This window comes from Polaribacter sargassicola (genome assembly GCF_021991835.1).
Lineage (GTDB): Bacteria > Bacteroidota > Bacteroidia > Flavobacteriales > Flavobacteriaceae > Polaribacter > Polaribacter sargassicola.
Genome location: NZ_JAHDAU010000008.1, coordinates 156,542 through 174,395 on the forward strand (window position 1 = coordinate 156,542; position 17,854 = coordinate 174,395).

The 17,854-nt window shown below is 28.6% G+C and carries 15 protein-coding genes, 2 tRNA genes and 1 rRNA gene; 4 read left to right on the plus strand and 14 right to left on the minus strand.

The genetic code is table 11. From position 1 onward, the window contains the following. Positions 1 to 8 precede the first annotated feature (8 nt). The 3 genes from KI686_RS13335 to KI686_RS13345 all read right to left on the minus strand — a co-directional run bounded on the left by KI686_RS13335 (position 9) and on the right by KI686_RS13345 (position 5,691). Positions 9 to 953, minus strand: coding sequence for a T9SS type A sorting domain-containing protein (locus tag KI686_RS13335; protein ID WP_237589819.1), 945 nt, complete (start codon positions 951 to 953; stop codon positions 9 to 11). A 144-nt stretch (positions 954 to 1,097) separates the two neighbouring features. Next, positions 1,098 to 3,281, minus strand: coding sequence for a heparinase II/III family protein (locus KI686_RS13340; protein ID WP_237589820.1), 2,184 nt, complete (start codon positions 3,279 to 3,281; stop codon positions 1,098 to 1,100). Between the two features lie 100 nt (positions 3,282 to 3,381). Continuing rightward, positions 3,382 to 5,691 carry a chondroitinase-B domain-containing protein gene (locus KI686_RS13345; RefSeq protein ID WP_237589821.1) on the minus strand — a complete coding sequence of 770 codons (2,310 nt, stop codon included), beginning with the start codon at positions 5,689 to 5,691 and terminating at the stop codon, positions 3,382 to 3,384. Positions 5,692 to 6,004: 313 nt separating this feature from the next. Here KI686_RS13345 and KI686_RS13350 point away from each other — a divergent pair, with 313 nt between their 5' ends. Then, positions 6,005 to 6,973: a Gfo/Idh/MocA family protein gene (locus tag KI686_RS13350; protein WP_237589822.1), complete on the plus strand. Its 969-nt coding sequence runs from the start codon at positions 6,005 to 6,007 to the stop codon at positions 6,971 to 6,973. Between the two features lie 10 nt (positions 6,974 to 6,983). On the opposite strand, the gene KI686_RS13355 is transcribed toward KI686_RS13350, so the two are convergent. Together KI686_RS13355 and KI686_RS13360 are read right to left on the minus strand one after the other, a co-directional pair. After that, positions 6,984 to 8,048 (minus strand): heparin lyase I family protein, encoded by a 1,065-nt coding sequence (locus KI686_RS13355; RefSeq protein WP_237589823.1) that lies wholly within the window; start codon positions 8,046 to 8,048, stop codon positions 6,984 to 6,986. Between the two features lie 10 nt (positions 8,049 to 8,058). Then, positions 8,059 to 10,440, minus strand: a complete 2,382-nt coding sequence (locus KI686_RS13360; protein WP_237589824.1) for a polysaccharide lyase 6 family protein — start codon at positions 10,438 to 10,440, stop codon at positions 8,059 to 8,061. 427 nt (positions 10,441 to 10,867) lie between these two features. On the opposite strand from KI686_RS13360, the gene KI686_RS13365 reads away from it, so the two are divergent. Both KI686_RS13365 and KI686_RS13370 read left to right on the plus strand, forming a co-directional pair. Then, positions 10,868 to 10,939 (plus strand) — tRNA-Gly (locus KI686_RS13365). 19 nt (positions 10,940 to 10,958) lie between these two features. Beyond that, a tRNA-Leu gene (locus KI686_RS13370) sits at positions 10,959 to 11,044 on the plus strand. A gap of 80 nt (positions 11,045 to 11,124) precedes the next feature. On the opposite strand, the gene KI686_RS13375 is transcribed toward KI686_RS13370, so the two are convergent. The 7 genes from KI686_RS13375 to pdxA all read right to left on the minus strand — a co-directional run bounded on the left by KI686_RS13375 (position 11,125) and on the right by pdxA (position 16,573). Beyond that, complete coding sequence (locus KI686_RS13375; protein WP_237589825.1) at positions 11,125 to 11,574, minus strand: Lrp/AsnC family transcriptional regulator; 450 nt, start codon at positions 11,572 to 11,574, stop codon at positions 11,125 to 11,127. Between the two features lie 84 nt (positions 11,575 to 11,658). Then, positions 11,659 to 12,996: an acetyl-CoA carboxylase biotin carboxylase subunit gene (accC, locus tag KI686_RS13380; RefSeq protein ID WP_237589826.1), complete on the minus strand. Its 1,338-nt coding sequence runs from the start codon at positions 12,994 to 12,996 to the stop codon at positions 11,659 to 11,661. A gap of 75 nt (positions 12,997 to 13,071) precedes the next feature. Continuing rightward, positions 13,072 to 13,551 carry an acetyl-CoA carboxylase biotin carboxyl carrier protein gene (accB, locus tag KI686_RS13385; RefSeq protein ID WP_237589827.1) on the minus strand — a complete coding sequence of 160 codons (480 nt, stop codon included), beginning with the start codon at positions 13,549 to 13,551 and terminating at the stop codon, positions 13,072 to 13,074. 25 nt (positions 13,552 to 13,576) lie between these two features. Next, positions 13,577 to 14,572 (minus strand): beta-ketoacyl-ACP synthase III, encoded by a 996-nt coding sequence (locus tag KI686_RS13390; RefSeq protein ID WP_237589828.1) that lies wholly within the window; start codon positions 14,570 to 14,572, stop codon positions 13,577 to 13,579. 151 nt (positions 14,573 to 14,723) lie between these two features. Further along, positions 14,724 to 14,918: a 50S ribosomal protein L32 gene (gene rpmF, locus KI686_RS13395; protein ID WP_237589829.1), complete on the minus strand. Its 195-nt coding sequence runs from the start codon at positions 14,916 to 14,918 to the stop codon at positions 14,724 to 14,726. A gap of 1 nt (position 14,919) precedes the next feature. Beyond that, on the minus strand, positions 14,920 to 15,465 hold the full coding sequence (locus KI686_RS13400; RefSeq protein WP_237589830.1) for a YceD family protein: 546 nt from the start codon (positions 15,463 to 15,465) through the stop codon (positions 14,920 to 14,922). Between the two features lie 70 nt (positions 15,466 to 15,535). Then, on the minus strand, positions 15,536 to 16,573 hold the full coding sequence (pdxA, locus tag KI686_RS13405) for a 4-hydroxythreonine-4-phosphate dehydrogenase PdxA (RefSeq protein WP_237589831.1): 1,038 nt from the start codon (positions 16,571 to 16,573) through the stop codon (positions 15,536 to 15,538). Positions 16,574 to 16,632: 59 nt separating this feature from the next. On the opposite strand from pdxA, the gene KI686_RS13410 reads away from it, so the two are divergent. After that, complete coding sequence (locus KI686_RS13410; RefSeq protein WP_237589832.1) at positions 16,633 to 17,217, plus strand: riboflavin synthase; 585 nt, start codon at positions 16,633 to 16,635, stop codon at positions 17,215 to 17,217. Here KI686_RS13410 and KI686_RS13415 read toward each other — a convergent pair. Further along, on the minus strand, positions 17,207 to 17,404 hold the full coding sequence (locus KI686_RS13415; protein WP_237589833.1) for a PID-CTERM protein-sorting domain-containing protein: 198 nt from the start codon (positions 17,402 to 17,404) through the stop codon (positions 17,207 to 17,209). The two genes, KI686_RS13410 and KI686_RS13415, sit on opposite strands and share 11 nt — an antisense overlap. A gap of 328 nt (positions 17,405 to 17,732) precedes the next feature. Beyond that, a 5S ribosomal RNA gene (rrf, locus tag KI686_RS13420) occupies positions 17,733 to 17,842 on the minus strand. Between the last annotated feature and the right edge of the window lie 12 nt (positions 17,843 to 17,854).

Sequence of the window (17,854 nt, forward strand, 5' to 3'; positions counted from 1 at the left end):
TAATTATTTTATTTTTTTATTAACTTTTTAGAAGCTACCGAGTTTCCACTCGTAATTTTTAACATATAAACTCCTTTTGCTAAGGTAGAAATATCTACGCTGTTTTCAATTAAATTTTTAGAAGAAATAACTTTCTTACCAATTAAATTATAAACATCCACAGTATCAATAGTTTCTAGTGTAGATATTTTTACAAAATCGTTAGCTGGATTAGGATAGATGCTAATTTTTGAAGAAAAAACATCATCTACTGATGCTGTTGATGCATCAAAAAGTTCTATATTATCATAAAAAACTTCATGGCTACTATCTACAGAACTTAAAGATCTAACATAGATAACCACTTTACTTTTAGATGCTGTAAAAGTAATAGTATTTGTTGTAAATGTATTTACATCTGCAGACCCTTTACTTGGGTTGTAATCATTTGTTACTTCTAAATAAGCATCTACACTACTACTTGAACTATCTAATCCTTCTTCAGAAGTAATTTCTTCATTTAAAATAAATATTTCTGAATTTATATTTTCTTCCTCAGATCTAGAATCTATTTTAAAAGTATACTCTAAACCAGGAACAACTGTAACTACCTGATATAAACGACGAGAATTCTCACTTAATTTAACACCTCTTGTTTTTTCTCCATTTACATAAGAACCATCACTAGACGCCCCCGGTTGCTCACTATCATCACTATAAAAACCTTCTAACCAAGAGTCTAAATCTGAGTTATACCAAAGAGCTCTATAAGGGCTATCTAAATTATCATCAATACTACTAGGAGGGGTCATATCCCAAGCATCTGCATTATCGTTTGAATCAAAAACATGTAGATCTGCTGTGCCATTTAAAACTAAATTTGTTTGACTCCATCCATAATTAAAGCAAAAACATAGTAAAAAAAGGCTTAGAAATGTTTTTGTTTTTTTTTCAAAAAGTAATTTTGTTTTCATTTGTAAAATTTTTAGTTAATTGTTTATTCTGCTAAGAATTGGTTTACCAAATTGGTTTACCAAAAATACAAATAAAAACGAATTATCAAAATTTTTTACACATTATTTTTTATTAAAAACCTGAATTTAAATACATTGCAACTCCTAATTAAAAACTAAAATTTCTAAAGGTTTTATCTCTTTTGTTACTAATCTATTCTTAATTAAAAACACATTATCATTTAAAGACTGTACAATAAAGCCATCTTTTGTTATCTCTATAAAAACATCTACTTTGTCTGAAAACTGATATTTTTCTCCTTTAATTTCAACCTCTCTTACATCAAACAACAAACATTTATTTTCTTTAGATAATTTATTCTTTGTATCTGAAATAATTTCTGATGTTGTTTGCCAACCTTTTAAGTTAACAGTTTCACTTGTTTCATTAATTCTTTCGTCATATTTAGAAAAAGGGAATAGAATGGTAATAAAACTAAAGTCTTTTTTATCATTTACAGAAACAACACTCCATTCTTTACCTCTTGCCCCATCTGTAATAACTTTATCTATTTTATTTAATTGATAAATATCTAAACCAGAACCGTTAGAAAAACTAGAACGCAATAAATTTGGTGCATTTTCTAAACTATAATGACCTTGCCAAACCTGCTTATAAATATGGTTTTTATCTGATGAAAAATTATCTTTTACAATCCAAAAATCATTTTCTACATTAATTACTTGTCGCGTATATTTTACATCAATATTTTTAAAACCATCATGAGCACCGATAAAGATTTCTAAATCTTTGTCTTTTTGAAAACCAATTATTGTTGGTTTTGGTAAATCTTTAAACTTACCAAATCCACTTCCTCCTTTATTTGATGTATATTTTTTACCAAGCAATTCATCATCAACCAAAGCAACATTTTTTGTCATAGAATTTTTAAACAACTCTAAATCTTTTAAGGAATAACGAACTTGATAATTTGGTAAAATAACATTTCCGTTAGCAAAAGCCTGAATTCCTAAAACATCTCCATGTTGATGATCTGGCTTTTTCTCATCAACTCCAGCAGAAACAACTAACATCTTATCTTTATCTTCCCAACCTTCTCTTAGAATATAATAACCTGTATCAGAAAAAACATAAGACTTTAAATTCGGTTTTGCTTGCTGAATATTTTTAAGACTTTCTAATTGGGTTTTGCTTGTATACCAATACATTTTTTCACTAATATTTTTATTTGCAAAATATCCATAAGTTGGGTCTTCAAACAATAAAAAACCTAAAGTTAAAGCTTCTGAAATATCATTTTTTTCTGCCCAAGGCGTATCTGTATCATCAGAAAAAACAGGTGCAGATTTATCTGGAAAAGCAATTTTAGTTAAAGTACCAAATAAAGACTCTAGCTTATTAGTCCAAAAATCATCTACTTTTATATTACTGTTTTTCGCTAATTGATATACATAAAAATAGTTACCAATATCACTTATATGATAATGTACCGTTCGTTCGAACTGAAAACCGTCCTCATTTATTTCTTTACGCATATGTTCTGCCAAAAGATTCATAGAATGTTTATACCAAACATCTGTATCTACAAAATCTCTTAATAAAATAGAAACCATTGCCAAAGCAGACAAACCTCTTGTTTGATGATTACCAGATTTAAATTCTTGATTTATTTCATACAAATAAGAAGCGTGTTGCAATAAAGTAGCAATTGTTGTTAATTGATCTTCATCTGAATACGCTTCTTCTCCTAAAAAAAGATTATGGATTTCTAACCAGTTTAAAACCCTGTAACCAGACCTAAAAGCTTCATAAACACCATTACCATCCTCTATAGTTTCAAACTCATTTTGTTTTAAAGCATAATTTAAAGACTGCATTTGATCTGTAAAATAATCTATATATTTTACATCTTTTTTTTGATAAAAATAATAGAGAGCAATATCTATCATTTTATGCTGTCTTGCTAAATGTCTTAAAGCGTACGCATTTACAGGTTCTCCGTTTTGATAATTAAATGGTAATTTCCATTGTGGTTTAGAAGGAAATTTACCCAAATGATCTAGAGCTCTAGATATATGATTTTCTTTTGCATCTGTGTATAATGTTGAATATTCTGCAAAACGATTATCTACTGTTTTATAATTATAATAATAACGCTCAGAAAATTGATCTCTAAAATAACTCGCTAATTTTTCTAACGTAATTTTACCATTTTCAGACAATTGTTTTTTTACATCATCTTTAAGAAACTTGTCTAATTTAGATACTTTTATAATCTTTTTTGATGGTATTTTTTGACCGTAAACGGATATCGAAAAAAATAACAAAAATAATAGTTTGAATAACCTCATAATAATTACAATTCTTTATAAACAAAAAAATCCTACAAAGTATAAGCCTTGTAGGATTTTTTAAAAATATGTTTTATTAATACATTAATTTTAACTTCAAGTTTTCTTCTGTTTTAATCTTACCAGAATTTACTAAAGTATTTTCAGATTCAATATTATTTTTTGCTCCCCATAAAATAGAAACAAACTGAACTCTGTTGTTTTTAAATGTATTTTTAGTAATGTTTACATTTACAATTCCTCTGTGATTAAGTAAAATTCCGTTTTTTTCTTTGCTTCCACAATTTGTAAAAGTACTATTAGCAACCAATAAGTTACCACCTATTGTAGACTCATCATAACCACCTCTATAATAATCAATAACATTTTGCTTAACATTAACAAAATCACAGTTTTCAATTGTTAAATACTCTGTATTATAATCACCTTTATCATTAGTTTCTTCAGACAACTCTATACCGTTTTCACAATTTAAAATTTTAGAATCTTTAAAAGTAATTTCTTCTGCAAAAGTTTGTTTGTAAGCTTTTAAAACATAATCAAAATTATCAACCTCACAACCAACAACTGTTAACCCAAAATGGTTAGACATTTTTTCTTTTAAATTAGAAAAAGCTTGTTGTTTACCGTTTCCTTTAAGAACAACATTTTTAATATTTAAAATTCCGTAAGGATTTAACTCGAATAAAGCAGTGTTATCTCCACCTGTAAAAACTATTTCAGCTTTTTCATTTCCTTTTGATTGAATTGTAATTGTTTTATTAATTACAATAGATTTTGATACAGTATATTTTCCTGCAGATAAAGCAATAATATCTCCTGCATTTGCAGCAGTAATTTTAGCTTCTAACTCACTTTCTGAAGCAACTTCTATAACAGTTGGTTCTTTAGCTTCTACCACATTAGAAAACCACTCTGCACCATACTTTGTTTTATCTAAAATATTAGGATCTGGAAACTCTCCTTTTACAGTTGCTCCAATAGAATTAGAACTTAATCTAGAGTTACCAAAAAGATCTTTTTTAATTGTTTCAAAACCAAAACCATTGTAAATATCAAAATCTTCTGTTAACTTAGGTAAATAAATATTCTCACTTACTTTTGTTAATTCAAAACTAGCTGGTGTAATTCTTTCTTCGTTACCAAAATCTACACCTTGATTGTTAATTATGTTGCTTTTAAACTTAACACCATCTGCCTTATCATGTTCTATAATAATATCTTTATCTCCTTTTGTATTATAGATAACATTGTTAGCTACCACAGTTCTAAGTGCTCTTGCAGAACGAATTTCTGATTTAGGTAAAACATCTGCCTGAGCAATGTTTGTTCCTACTCCAAATTGCCAAGGAGATTTACTATCTACATACGTATTATACGCAACAACAACATCTGTAACTTGGTTATATCTATTTAATGGAGATTTAGGAATACCATTCATTACAGCTAACGGACTTCTAAAGTTCTCTCCAATAATTTTATAAAAATAGTTATTAATTATCCAGTGCCCAGTATTTACAATTCTAATACCACCGTAATTTTTATTTACACCATCACCTATAAAATAATTTCCATCAATAGTTGCATAATTTCCATGACGAGTTACAACAGAACCTTCACTTTTATAAAAAACATTGTTACGGATAATATTAAAGTTTGTTTTACTAGAAATAATTTCTACTTCACCATTACACTCTTCAAATAAGTTATTTGCAATTGTTGTATTACTTGGCGACATAGATGTAAAACTACTACCTAACTGAATTGTTTCTCCTCTTGCACCACCTTTTCTTGGTCTTGGTCCAAAATGATTATTAACAATTTGATGATAGTTTCTAATACTTTGATTTCCTTTTAAATCTACTCTAACCGTTGGCCCTCCATTAGTTTTCCCTGCAAGATAACAGTTTTTTAATGCGTTATGTGTTCCATAAAACTGCACCCAAAGATCATCTTTATCTCTTTGTTCTTGATTAAAATCTAAAATTACACAATTAGAAACAGTAGAATAATTTGCAACTTTTTCACTACCTGTTCTAAAAGCAATAACATCTTTAGTTGGCGTATAACCATTTCTAAAATAAAGGCCGCTTACGTTTAAATAAGAACCTGCAATTTCTAAGTTAGAAACTCCTTCTATATAAACTTGCCCTGGTGTTTCTGCCCTTAAATTAATAGGATTTTCTTTTGTTCCCTCTCCAACAAACTCAATCTCTACGTCTTTATAAGTACCGTTCTTGATAACAATATCATCTCCTGGCTGGGCATTTTTTGCCGCATTAATTAATTCTTCAGGTGTTGTAACAACAATGCTTTGTGTTACTTTTTCGTTACTACAAGATACCACAAGAAGCAACAGTGTAATAATTAATAATGATTTTTTCATTTTTTTAGTTAATATGTTTAAATAATCTGTTCTAAGTTGAGTAAAAAATAAAAGAGGCTGCTAACTCTATAAGATTATTTCTTACTATTATAATTTTAATTGTACTTATCTTTTAATTAAATAAGTGTTTTCTTATTTTTAAAATTTAAATTAAATAAGTGACTTCTATTTATAAGAGAGTAAAGTTGAAAAATAGCATATATATGCAACTTTATGTACAAAACAATAAATTGGTAAACCAATTAATTAAGCCAAATATACTGTTATTATTGAAATCAAAAAAACTATTTTTACTTAAATAAATCTTTTTAAAATGAAATTAATTAAATGGGGGATTATAGGGTGTGGAGATGTTGCAGAAGTTAAAAGCGGACCAGCTTTTAACAAGGTAAATAACTCTAAATTAATTGCTGTAATGAGACGAGATGCAAAAAAAGCAGAAGATTTTGCCATTAGACACAAAGTTTCTCTTTGGTATGATTCTGTTGATAAATTATTAGAAAATAAAGAAATTAATGCTGTTTATATAGCAACTCCGCCTTCTACTCATTTAGAAATAGCTAAAAAATGTTTGCTTGTCAATAAATATCTTTATTTAGAAAAACCGATAACTCTTAATTTTTCTGAAGCAAAAGAATTAAGCGATTTAATAAATAAACAAACAAAACTAGTAGTTGCACATTACAGAAGAAAATTACCTGCATTTTTAAAAGTAAAAGAACTAATTGATTCCGGATCTATAGGGAATATTTTACATGTTGATGTTCAAATTTTACAATCAAAAAATAAAAACGTAATTGTACAAACAGATGATAATTGGAGGTTAAAACCAGAAATATCTGGTGGCGGATATTTTCATGACATAGCACCACATCAAATAGATTTAATGTATTACTTTTTTGGTGATATAAAAAAAGCTGAAGGTTTTTCTACTTCTTTAAAGAATAACAAAGTTGCCGATATTATAAACGGATGTATAGAGTTTAAAAACGGAATTCAATTTAAAGGACTTTGGAATTTTAATGTTTCTGATAAAGACATTAAAGATGAATGTAAAATCTATGGAGAAAAAGGTACAATTAGTTTTTCTTTTTATGGTGAAAGCGTATTCTTATCTACCTTAGAAAAAGAAGAGACCTTTAGCTTTAAAAACCCAAAAAACATTCAAAAACCAATGATAGAAAGTACTGTAAACTATTTTTTAGAAAAAGAGAAAAACCCTTGCCCAATAGAAAGTGGCTTAACCACAATGAAGATTTTAGACTTATTTACTAAAAAGTAAGTACTACTAATTATTTAACATAACACCTTAGTACTTTTACAATCTCACTTTCTTTTTTAAATACAAGAAAATAAAGTCCTTTAGTAAAACCTGAAACATCTAACTTACTATTATCTATCTTATTTTCTATATCAATTTTTCTACCAGAATTATCAAATAATTCAACCAAATTAAAACCATCTACATTCTTAAATTCTATTTCTGAAGATGAGTTAGATGTTAATAAAATTCTTTCTGCTTTTTCTTTTAAAACATCTACAGAATATAAATCTTTAATTTCATTGATGCTAAAATCTGCATATTTTACAATTTCATCTTGTAAATCTTCTTTACTTTTTAAACTTCTATAAATACCCCATTTTGGTCTTGCAAATTCGGCACCATCTTGCCAAGTATCCATTGGACTGTTAGAATAATTAAAAATTTCTTTATTATCAGAAATCGTTTTTATAACCACAGAATAACTACCAACATCATCAAACTTTACGTATTCTGTAACTTCTACCCAATTACCTTTAAATAAGTTTAAATCTACAGTTTTTAGAGTTTTTTGCGATTTAGTAGCCGTATATCTTAACTCTAATTTATCTGGATTTCCTTTTCTAAGCGTAAAAGAAATCATAGGGATAGACGCATAAGGACCACCAACTACTTTTAATTGATGAATATGTGTAAAATTAGAAGATGGTTTAAAATCTTCTGGTAGTTTAAATTTCCATTTATATTCTACTGTTTCTCCTTTTTCTGCTTTTAGGTTTTCTGGTGAATCAGAATATGATTTTATTTCATTTCGTTGTCTATCAAATTTTTTACAACGATCGTTATCTGATGATACATGTATATGAAAACGAAATACATTTTTGTTTAAATCTGTATCAAAAACTTCATCTATATGATCTCCAAAATCTGAATGATTACAATCTGGCACTTCTACAACATTTCTATTTGTATTAGCAAAAACAGAATTTATCAATTGATAAGTATTACCAGGACCATCTGCTGTTAACACAACCTGACCATTTGTAAACTGAAAAACAATTACAAGAAATAGTATATTTAACAAATATTTTCTCATCAATAAAAAATTATTGTTTTAGTCCAATATTTTCAACACCATTATTCGATTTTAATAAATCTGATTTTTCACTTGGTATAAAAAGAATATCATCTTCCCATTTCGGGTTTTTGTATATTAAATTTTCTTTTTCGGCACCGTTACTAACTTTTACAAAACCACTTTTAAATATTAAGCAATTAGAAATTACATTCTTGGTACCTTTTAAAGATATTGGTGTTTCTATTTTATAGCTACCTTCAAAAACCGAATTTGTAATTTCTACATTATGTATTCCTTCAGATCTAATAATTTTTCCTTTTTCATCATTATAAACATTAGAAAAAACCGAATTTTTAATAATTAGATTTCCTCCCGGAAGCTCTGGTGACAAAATTTTTCTATAATAATTAATTGCAGCTTCTTCTATATTTTTAAAAACTGTATTTTCTATAATAATGTTATTTGCATTAAATTTCCCCATTTCATCTTTATCATAAGATAAATTTAACCCTCTATAATTATCTTCGAATCTCGAGTTAATAAAGCTTAACGTATCTGCTTTTGTACCATTATACGCTTTAAAAACACTTCCTCCACTTTTATTTGTAAAGTTTTTAAAGGTTACGTTTTCTACAAATAAATTATAAATTCCTGCTTCTTGTTTATCCGGAGAAACAATTGCATACTTTAAGTTAGAAATTTCTCCATCTAAGATTACATTTTTAATATCTAGAGTAACTTCTTCATTTACTCTAAACATATAGCTAAGTGGTTTTTCTAGATCTTTTTTAGCTGTAATTATTGTAGCTCCACCTTTATCACCAATTATTTTAATATTTTTTGATACTTTAATTGATTTTTCTAAGATATACTCTCCGGTTTTTAACATGAGTATAGAACCTGGGTTCGCTTTATTAATGGCCTTTCTTAAAGTTTCTACACCTGGCTCAACACTAATTTCTTCTGCTTTAGCCACAGGTTTTACAATTTCTACTTTCCAACCTGGCCCAGATCTTAACGTTAAAGCTTTTGGCAACCTGTTAGCATCTAAATTAAAAGCACCAGCATTAAAGGTAACTCTTGAAGAATTTGTAATATCTTTTGTAGCACTTTTATCATTTTTAGAAACTTCTAACAAAGCACTATTATTAGCTGTCGGGATAGGAAAAGAACCTATTTCTTTCCATTCAACTTTTACTCTATTAAAACCATTTAAAGTTTCTGAACCTGGAGCATCTAAGTAATTATTACTAAAAGTTACACCATCTACACTATCTTCAAAAATGATATTTTTATCTGATTTAGTATTAAAAATTAAATTGTTCGAAAAATTAGTACTTACAGGTGCTAAAGTTTTTTCTTCATCTTTACCAGCACCAAAAGTAATTGGACCAGAATTTATAATTGTATTATTCTGAATATCTACATTTTTTACTTGAAGATACCTATTTAATGGAGTATTTGGTACACCATTCATAACCACAATTGGCCCTCTATATCCATCACCTTCTAAACCAATTAGATAATTATTCTTTATAATATGCCCTTGATTGATAACTCTTATTCCTCCTGTATTAGAAACACCATTACCAATAAATACATTTCTTTCTACTAATGCATTATTACCGTGTCTAAGGGTTAATGTACCTTTACTTTCTACAAATAAATTATCTCTAAAAATATTATCGCAAGATTTATTAGACACAATTTCTATTTCTCCATCACAATTTGCGAATATATTTCTCTCTACTAAAGTCTTAGATGATTTCATAGAATTTTCACTTGTACCAATTCTTATTGTCTCGCCACCATTCTTACCTAAATCCTCTCTTTCACCAAAAAAGTTATTATCTATTCTATGATTATTCTCTACATGCTCATCACCTTTTAACCAAACAACTAAAGTTGTACCTTCACTTGTTTTTCCTGTAAAATTATTATGATCTACTCTATTATTTTTACCCCAAATATCTACCCAATGATCTTTTAAACCAGCATTATTTTCAAAATAAGTAATTGCTGAATTAGTTAATCTACAATTGTTTGCAAAAGTTTTAGAATCTTTTTTAAACTGAACAACTGATTTATAAGAAGAACTACCATCTTTAAACCAAAGCCCACTAACAATTACATATTCACCATAAATATTTAAGGTAGAATTACCAGAGACAATTACTTTTCCGGCTGTTTCAGCTTTCACAATAATAGGATTATCTTCTTCTCCGTTACCATAAGCATTTAACTTAACATCTTTCCAAATACCATTTTTTAAGATAATAGTAGTTCCTGGTTTTGCATTTTTTATGGAAGCATTATATTCTACAATATTAGAAACTAACACCTCTTGTGCGTTGACTTTTAATGTGGAAAAAGACAAAACAGAAATAATTATAAAAACTATTTTATTCATGAAATTTAATTTTTTATTTTCATTAAAATGAGCCATTTTTACTTGGTAAAACCTTATCTATTTTTGAAACAACCAAAACTGGTTTACCAATTTGGTAAACCAAATATATAAACATTTGTTGAATAAAAAAAATACCTATTTATTGACTTTTATATAAATTAGATCATTTATAAGAAGATTATAAGCTATAAGGTTACACTAATTTTACACAAGAGAAATTATTTTTTAGAATTTTAAAAAATAATTAAAAAAACACACATAACTAAAACACTCTATAAGAGCAACTTATTTTGAAAACAAAAAGAACAAATAAAAAAAACTAAAAAAAAACTAAAAAAAATTTGCTAGAACCATAAAACATACTATCTTTGCACCGCTCTAAACAATTAGACGTTTACAGCAAAAAGTTCTAAATAAAATAATGACTGCGAAAGTAGCTCAGGGGTAGAGCATCACCTTGCCAAGGTGAGGGTCGCGGGTTCAAATCCCGTCTTTCGCTCTATTTAAAATATACCAATGCTGAAGTGGTGGAATTGGTAGACACGCTGGACTTAAAATCCAGTGGTCAGTAATGGCCGTATGGGTTCAAGTCCCATCTTCAGTACAATAACCGTTGTTAATCTTATGATTTTCAACGGTTTTTTGATTTTACAAAATATTTTTACACAAATTAATTGTCTATTTTTATATAAGATATTGTCTATCTATTGATTGATTTAAAGAAACCATAGTTTCTATCTTAAAAACACCTTTAATTTTCTTAATCTTGGTTTCTAATACATTTACTAAATCATTATTATTCTTACATATTACTTTTATAAAAATTGCAAAATTTCCGGTAGTATAATGGCATTCTAAAACTTCTGGCATTTCTTTTAACCTTTTTACTACAGAAGATAACAAAACATCATTATCTAAATAAACACCTATAAAAACTGTTGTAGAATAACCTAATACTTCATGATTTATAATCATTTGATAGCTATCAATTAGCTTTGCTTTTTCAAGCTTTCTTAATCTTTGATGAATAGCTGCACCAGATACGCCTATTTCTCTAGCAATACTTAATATTGGAGTTCTAGCGTCTTTTGTTAAGCTTCTAATAATCTTTTTATCAATACCATCTATTTTCATTTTAAAAAACATTTTTATAAATATAAAAAAAGAGAATACATAATCTAATGTATTCTCTTTTTTCCTTTATGATATTTTTATTTCTTATTTCATTTCGAAATCTTCCATAAATTTTGTTGTATAATTTCCAGACACATAATCTGGATGATCCATTAATTGTCTATGAAAAGGAATTGTTGTTTTAACACCTTCTATAACAAACTCATCTAATGCACGTTTCATTTTATTAATTGCCTCTTCTCTTGTTTGAGCTGTGGTAATTAATTTAGCAATCATAGAATCATAATTAGGAGGAATCATATAACCTGCATACACATGCGTATCTACTCTAACTCCATGACCACCTGGTGAGTGAAAAATTGTAATTTTTCCTGGTGCTGGTCTAAAATTATTTGAAGGATCTTCAGCATTAATTCTACACTCTATAGAATGCATTTGTGGAAAATAGTTTTTCCCTGAAATAGGAACTCCTGCTGCAACTAGTATTTGCTCTCTAATTAAATCGTAATTAACAACTTCTTCTGTTATAGGATGCTCTACCTGAATACGAGTATTCATTTCCATAAAGAAAAAGTTTCTATGTTTATCAACCAAAAACTCTACAGTACCAGCTCCTTCATATTTAATATATTCTGCTGCTTTTACAGCAGCATCTCCCATTCTATTTCTTAAATCATCTGTCATAAAAGGAGAAGGAGTTTCTTCTGTTAACTTTTGATGACGTCTCTGAACAGAACAATCTCTTTCAGATAAATGGCAAGCTTTTCCGTAAGAATCTCCAACAATTTGTATCTCTATATGTCTTGGCTCTTCTATAAGCTTCTCCATATACATATCGTCATTTCCAAAAGCTGCTTTACTTTCATGTCTTGCAGAATCCCAAGCATCTTTTAGATCTTCTTCTTTCCAAACTGCACGCATACCTTTACCACCACCTCCGGCTGATGCTTTTAGCATTACAGGGTAACCTATTGTTTTGGCAATTTGTTTACATTCTTCAAAATTTTCAATAACACCCTCACTCCCAGGAACACAAGGCACACCTGCTGCAATCATTGTAGATTTAGCATTTGCTTTATCTCCCATTTGGTTAATCATTACCCCAGTTGCACCAATAAACTTAATATTATGTTCTTCACATAATTTAGAAAATTTAGCATTTTCAGATAAAAAACCATAACCTGGATGAATTGCATCTGCATTTGTTATTTCTGCAGCAGCAATGATATTAGCCATTTTTAAGTAAGATTCAGAACTAGCTGCAGGACCTATACAAACAGCTTCATCTGCAAATCTAACATGTAAACTTGCTTCATCTGCTGTAGAATAAACCGCTACAGTTTTTATGCCCATTTCTTTACAAGTTCTAATAACACGAAGTGCTATTTCTCCTCTATTGGCAATTAATATTTTTTTAAACATAATTGTTTTAATTAGTTTGATTAGTAATTTAGTAAAAAAAAGAAATTTCTATTTCTTATAAATTTGCTAAAAATACTACGATGGATCTACTAAGAATAAAGGTTGATCAAATTCTACAGGAGAAGAATCATCAACTAATACTTTAACAATTTTACCTGAAACTTCAGATTCAATCTCATTAAATAACTTCATTGCTTCGATAACACAAACTGTATCACCAACATTAATTGCGGTACCAACTTCTACAAAATTTGGTTTATCTGGAGATGGTTTTCTATAAAAAGTTCCTATAATAGGAGATTTTATTGTAATGTATTTAGATTCATTACTTTCTACTTTTGTAGCACCAGAATCTACAGGCATAGTTATTTGAGTAGCAACAGGAGCAGCTGGCTGTGGCATATTTGCAATAGGAGCAGCTTGTACAATTGTAGTCTCTGTCTTATCACTACCTGTTCTAATAGTAATTTTAATATCTTCCATTTCTAACTTAACCTCACTTGCGCCAGACTTTGCTACAAATTTTATAAGATTTTGAATTTCTTTAATATCCATACTTCTTATTCTTTAATTATTTGATTTATGAATTATATGCCCATTTTAAGAAAGCAGCTCCCCAAGTGAAACCACCACCAAATGCGGCAAAAATTAAATTATCTCCTTTTTTTAATTGATTTTCGTAATCTGCTAATAAAAGTGGTAATGTTGCAGAAGTTGTATTACCATACTTTTGAATGTTCATCATTACTTTTTCTGATGATACACCAACTCTTTTAGCTGTTGCTTCAATAATTCTTTTATTTGCTTGGTGTGCAACTAACCATTGAATATCTTTCTCTTCTAAATCGTTTCTAGTTAACATTTTTTCAGCAACATCTGCCATATTAGAAACAGCGTATTTAAAAACAGTTTTTCCTTCTTGATAAACAAAATGTCTTTTCTCTTTTACAGTTTGTTCTGTTGTTGGCATCATAGATCCTCCTGCTTCTATTCTTAGAAAATCTCTTCCAACACCATCACTTCGTAAATATTCATCTTGTAAACCTAACCCTTCATTATTTGGCTCAAATAATGCAGCACCTGCTCCATCTCCAAAAATTATACAGGTTGCTCTATCTTCATAATCTATAATTGAAGACATTTTATCTGCTCCAATTAATAATACCTTTTTATATCTACCAGATTCAATATAACTAGCAGAAGTAGACATACCATACAAGAAACTAGAACAAGCCGCTTGTAAATCATAACCAAAAGCGTTTACGGCTCCAATTTCAGAAGCAACATATGCCGCTGTTGATGCAACTAGTAAATCTGGTGTTGCTGTACAAACAATTACTAAATCTATTTCTTTAGGATCTGTATTAGATTTCTTTAATAAATCTTCAGTAGCTTTAATTGCCATATATGAAGTACCTAAACCTTCTCCTTTAAGAATTCTTCTTTCTTTAATACCAGTTCTTGTAGTTATCCACTCATCATTAGTGTCTACGTAGGTTTCTAATTCTTTATTGGTCAAAACATATTCAGGAACATACTTCCCTACTGCTGTAATTGCCGCAGTGATTTTAGTCATATTTCAAGTTATTATCCTAACGTTAAGGAATTTCAAAGAAATGAAAATTATTTCACTTTTAGAGAAAAAAAGTAAAAAACAGTCATTTTTGGTTTGAAAACGCAAAAAAAACCCTCAAAAATGAGGGTTTTTAAAATTATTAGTGTTTTACTTATGCTTCTACAGCAGAAGATTCTAGTACTACTTGTCCTCTGTAGTATAGTTTTCCTTCATGCCAGTGTGCTCTGTGGTATAAATGAGCTTCACCTGTTGTAGGATCTGTAGCAATTTGCTGAGAAGCTGCTTTGTAATGTGTTCTCCTTTTATCTCTTCTAGTTTTAGATATCTTTCTTTTAGGATGTGCCATTTTATGTCTTTTTTTCTGTTATTAAATTCTTTAATTTATCCCACCTAGGGTCTGTCTCTGTTTCCTCAACAGTTTTTTCTACTCTGTTACTATCTAATTCTTTTAACTTACTTAATGTTGCAGACTCTAAACTACCATCTAATACTCCAGGATGAATCCTTTTTAGTGGCACTGCCAACACAATCATTTCATATATATATTGTGCAACATTAAACTCATATGCTTCATGAGGTAAAATTAAAATTTCCTCGTTATCATCGTTAAATTCAATACCAAAATTAACTATTAACGGTAATACCGCGTCTATTTCTTGGTTATATAGTTCTCCTGTAGTGTCACAAGGAACTTCTACATAACCTTTAGCATTAAAAGTTAACTCTAATAACGTACTTTTTTTTACAAAATCTAATGATACTTGAATAGATGAACTTTTAAATTCATCATAATCAAAATAACTAAAGAACGTATTATCAATATCATATGTATATAAATGATTACCTTCTTTTAATCCTACAAACTGGATGTTGAATTCTCTTAAGTCTTTCATTACCAAACATCAATTGAGCGTGCAAAGATATAAAAAAATATTATTTTATCATCTTTTCTTTAAAAAAGAATTAATTTTTAATTAAAAGAGGGTTATTAGATAATTCTTTGAATTCTTTTCTTGTTTTATAAACTTTTATAGCCGTAAATAAAGCTTCTTTAAAAGATGAAGGATCTGCCAAATTTTTACCTGCGATATCAAAACCAGTACCATGATCTGGTGATGTTCTAATTTTACTTAAACCTGCTGTAAAGTTTACACCTTTACCAAAAGATAGTGCTTTAAATGGTGCTAAACCTTGGTCATGATAAGTCGCTAAAACTCCATCAAATTGTTTATATGTTTCAGAACCAAAAAAACCATCTGCTGCATAAGGCCCAAAAACTAATTTACCTGTTTTTCTAATCTCCTCTATAGTTGGTAAAATAACTTCATCATCTTCTTTACCTATAACTCCATTATCTCCACAATGAGGATTTAATGACAAAACAGCAATTTTAGGTTTATTGATACCAAAATCTTCAATTAAGGAAGTATACATTGTTTCAACTTTCTCTTTAATTAATTCTGGAGTGATAGAATCAGCAACTTTAGAAATAGGAATATGACCTGTTATTAATCCAATCTTTAATTCATCAGTCATAAGGATCATTAAACTTTTTCCTGATAAATTTGATTCTAAATATTCTGTATGACCAGGAAAATTAAAACTATCTGATTGGATAGTATCTTTATTTATTGGCGCTGTTAACAAAACATCTATACTTTCATTCTTTAAATATTCAACACTAATTTCTAATGATTTTGCTGAATATTCACCCGATGTTTTAGTAGCTTTTCCTAATTCTATAAAAACATCTTCTTTCCAAATATTTAAAACGTTAATTCTATTATAATTAATTTGTTTTAACGATGAAATTCCAAAAACTTGAGTTTCTATTTTTAATAGCTTTTTATACGCAGTAACAACTTTTGTTGATCCAAAAATAACAGGTGTACAAAATTCTAGCATTCTTTTATCCATAAATGTCTTTAACACCACTTCTAAACCAATTCCATTTAAATCACCTATTGAAATACCTACAATAATTTTATCAGATTTATCCATATTAACTCTTCTATTATTCCTATTTTTGAATACTACAAAAGTAACTAAATTTTACAGATATGTTTACTGGTATAATAGAAACACTTGGTACAATTACAAATATTAAAAAAGAGAAAGATAATATACATCTTACAGTAAAAAGCAATTTTACAAATGAATTAAAAATTGATCAAAGTGTAGCTCACAATGGTGTTTGCCTTACCGTAGTATCAATTAAAGATGACACATATACTGTTACAGCAATTAAAGAAACTTTAGAAAAAACTACTCTTAAAGATTTTGAAATTGGTAATTTAATTAATCTTGAAAGAGGAATGAAGCTTGGTGATAGATTAGACGGTCATATAGTACAAGGTCATGTAGACCACAAAGGAATATGCTCTAACATAAAAACTGAAGAGGGCAGTACTATCTTTACTTTTACTTATGACAGTAAATCAAATAACGTTACAATTGAAAAAGGATCAATAACTATAAATGGTGTTAGCTTAACAGTTATCAATTCTAAAAAAAACGAATTTAGTGTAGCTATAATACCTTATACTTTAGAAAACACAAACTTTAAACTTCTTAAAAAGGGGGATAATGTTAATTTAGAGTTTGATGTTATAGGCAAATATATTAGTAAACTTTCTAATTTCTAACTTTTTTTGTTCCATAAGCTATTCCACATACTAATAAAATAGCCAAACCGCTATCTATTGGTAAGCCCGGTGGTGGTGTTACTGTATCTCCTGTTTGTGGTGGTGGTGGCGGAGTTTTTTGGCTATATATATTGTTAATTCCAATACAGACAAAAAACACTAATAATAAATATTTAATTTTCTTCATTTCCCCTATTTTTTCTCTATTAAGCCACAAATATAAAACTTTATTAATTAATAATTTACAACTTAGCTGTTTTATCAAAAAATCTGTTTAATGAGTCTTGAACTCATCAGTGATTAACTGATGAGTTTTTTGTTTGATATCTAATTTAAAGAGCTTATGAGTTCTTTTTGATTGAGAGTATAGTTTCTACTTTGTTTGCTATGCTACAATCGATTAAAAAGCATAAAACACCTCTATATAATAATCATTACTCTATATTTTATAGCTTCTTCTTTTAATTCTAAGCATAAAAAAAGCCTCAATTCAAAAGAATTGAGGCTTTGATAAAGAAAGGCGGCGACCTACTCTCCCACATAAATGCAGTACCATTGGCGCTATTGGGCTTAACTTCTCTGTTCGAGATGGGAAGAGGTGAGCCCCAATGCAATAACCACCCTAAAATTTTCAGCT

What these genes read in the sequence shown, in the direction of transcription:
- KI686_RS13335 (WP_237589819.1), bottom strand. Translation starts at nt 953, where the DNA reads ATGAAAACAAAATTACTTTTTGAAAAAAAAACAAAAACATTTCTAAGC.
- KI686_RS13360 (WP_237589824.1), bottom strand. Translation starts at nt 10,440, where the DNA reads ATGAATAAAATAGTTTTTATAATTATTTCTGTTTTGTCTTTTTCCACA.
- KI686_RS13345 (WP_237589821.1), bottom strand. Translation starts at nt 5,691, where the DNA reads ATGAAAAAATCATTATTAATTATTACACTGTTGCTTCTTGTGGTATCT.
- KI686_RS13375 (WP_237589825.1), bottom strand. Translation starts at nt 11,574, where the DNA reads ATGAAAATAGATGGTATTGATAAAAAGATTATTAGAAGCTTAACAAAA.
- KI686_RS13350 (WP_237589822.1), top strand. Translation starts at nt 6,005, where the DNA reads ATGAAATTAATTAAATGGGGGATTATAGGGTGTGGAGATGTTGCAGAA.
- pdxA (WP_237589831.1), bottom strand. Translation starts at nt 16,573, where the DNA reads ATGGATAAATCTGATAAAATTATTGTAGGTATTTCAATAGGTGATTTA.
- KI686_RS13400 (WP_237589830.1), bottom strand. Translation starts at nt 15,465, where the DNA reads ATGAAAGACTTAAGAGAATTCAACATCCAGTTTGTAGGATTAAAAGAA.
- accC (WP_237589826.1), bottom strand. Translation starts at nt 12,996, where the DNA reads ATGTTTAAAAAAATATTAATTGCCAATAGAGGAGAAATAGCACTTCGT.
- KI686_RS13355 (WP_237589823.1), bottom strand. Translation starts at nt 8,048, where the DNA reads ATGAGAAAATATTTGTTAAATATACTATTTCTTGTAATTGTTTTTCAG.
- KI686_RS13390 (WP_237589828.1), bottom strand. Translation starts at nt 14,572, where the DNA reads ATGACTAAAATCACTGCGGCAATTACAGCAGTAGGGAAGTATGTTCCT.
- accB (WP_237589827.1), bottom strand. Translation starts at nt 13,551, where the DNA reads ATGGATATTAAAGAAATTCAAAATCTTATAAAATTTGTAGCAAAGTCT.
- KI686_RS13410 (WP_237589832.1), top strand. Translation starts at nt 16,633, where the DNA reads ATGTTTACTGGTATAATAGAAACACTTGGTACAATTACAAATATTAAA.
- KI686_RS13415 (WP_237589833.1), bottom strand. Translation starts at nt 17,404, where the DNA reads ATGAAGAAAATTAAATATTTATTATTAGTGTTTTTTGTCTGTATTGGA.
- rpmF (WP_237589829.1), bottom strand. Translation starts at nt 14,918, where the DNA reads ATGGCACATCCTAAAAGAAAGATATCTAAAACTAGAAGAGATAAAAGG.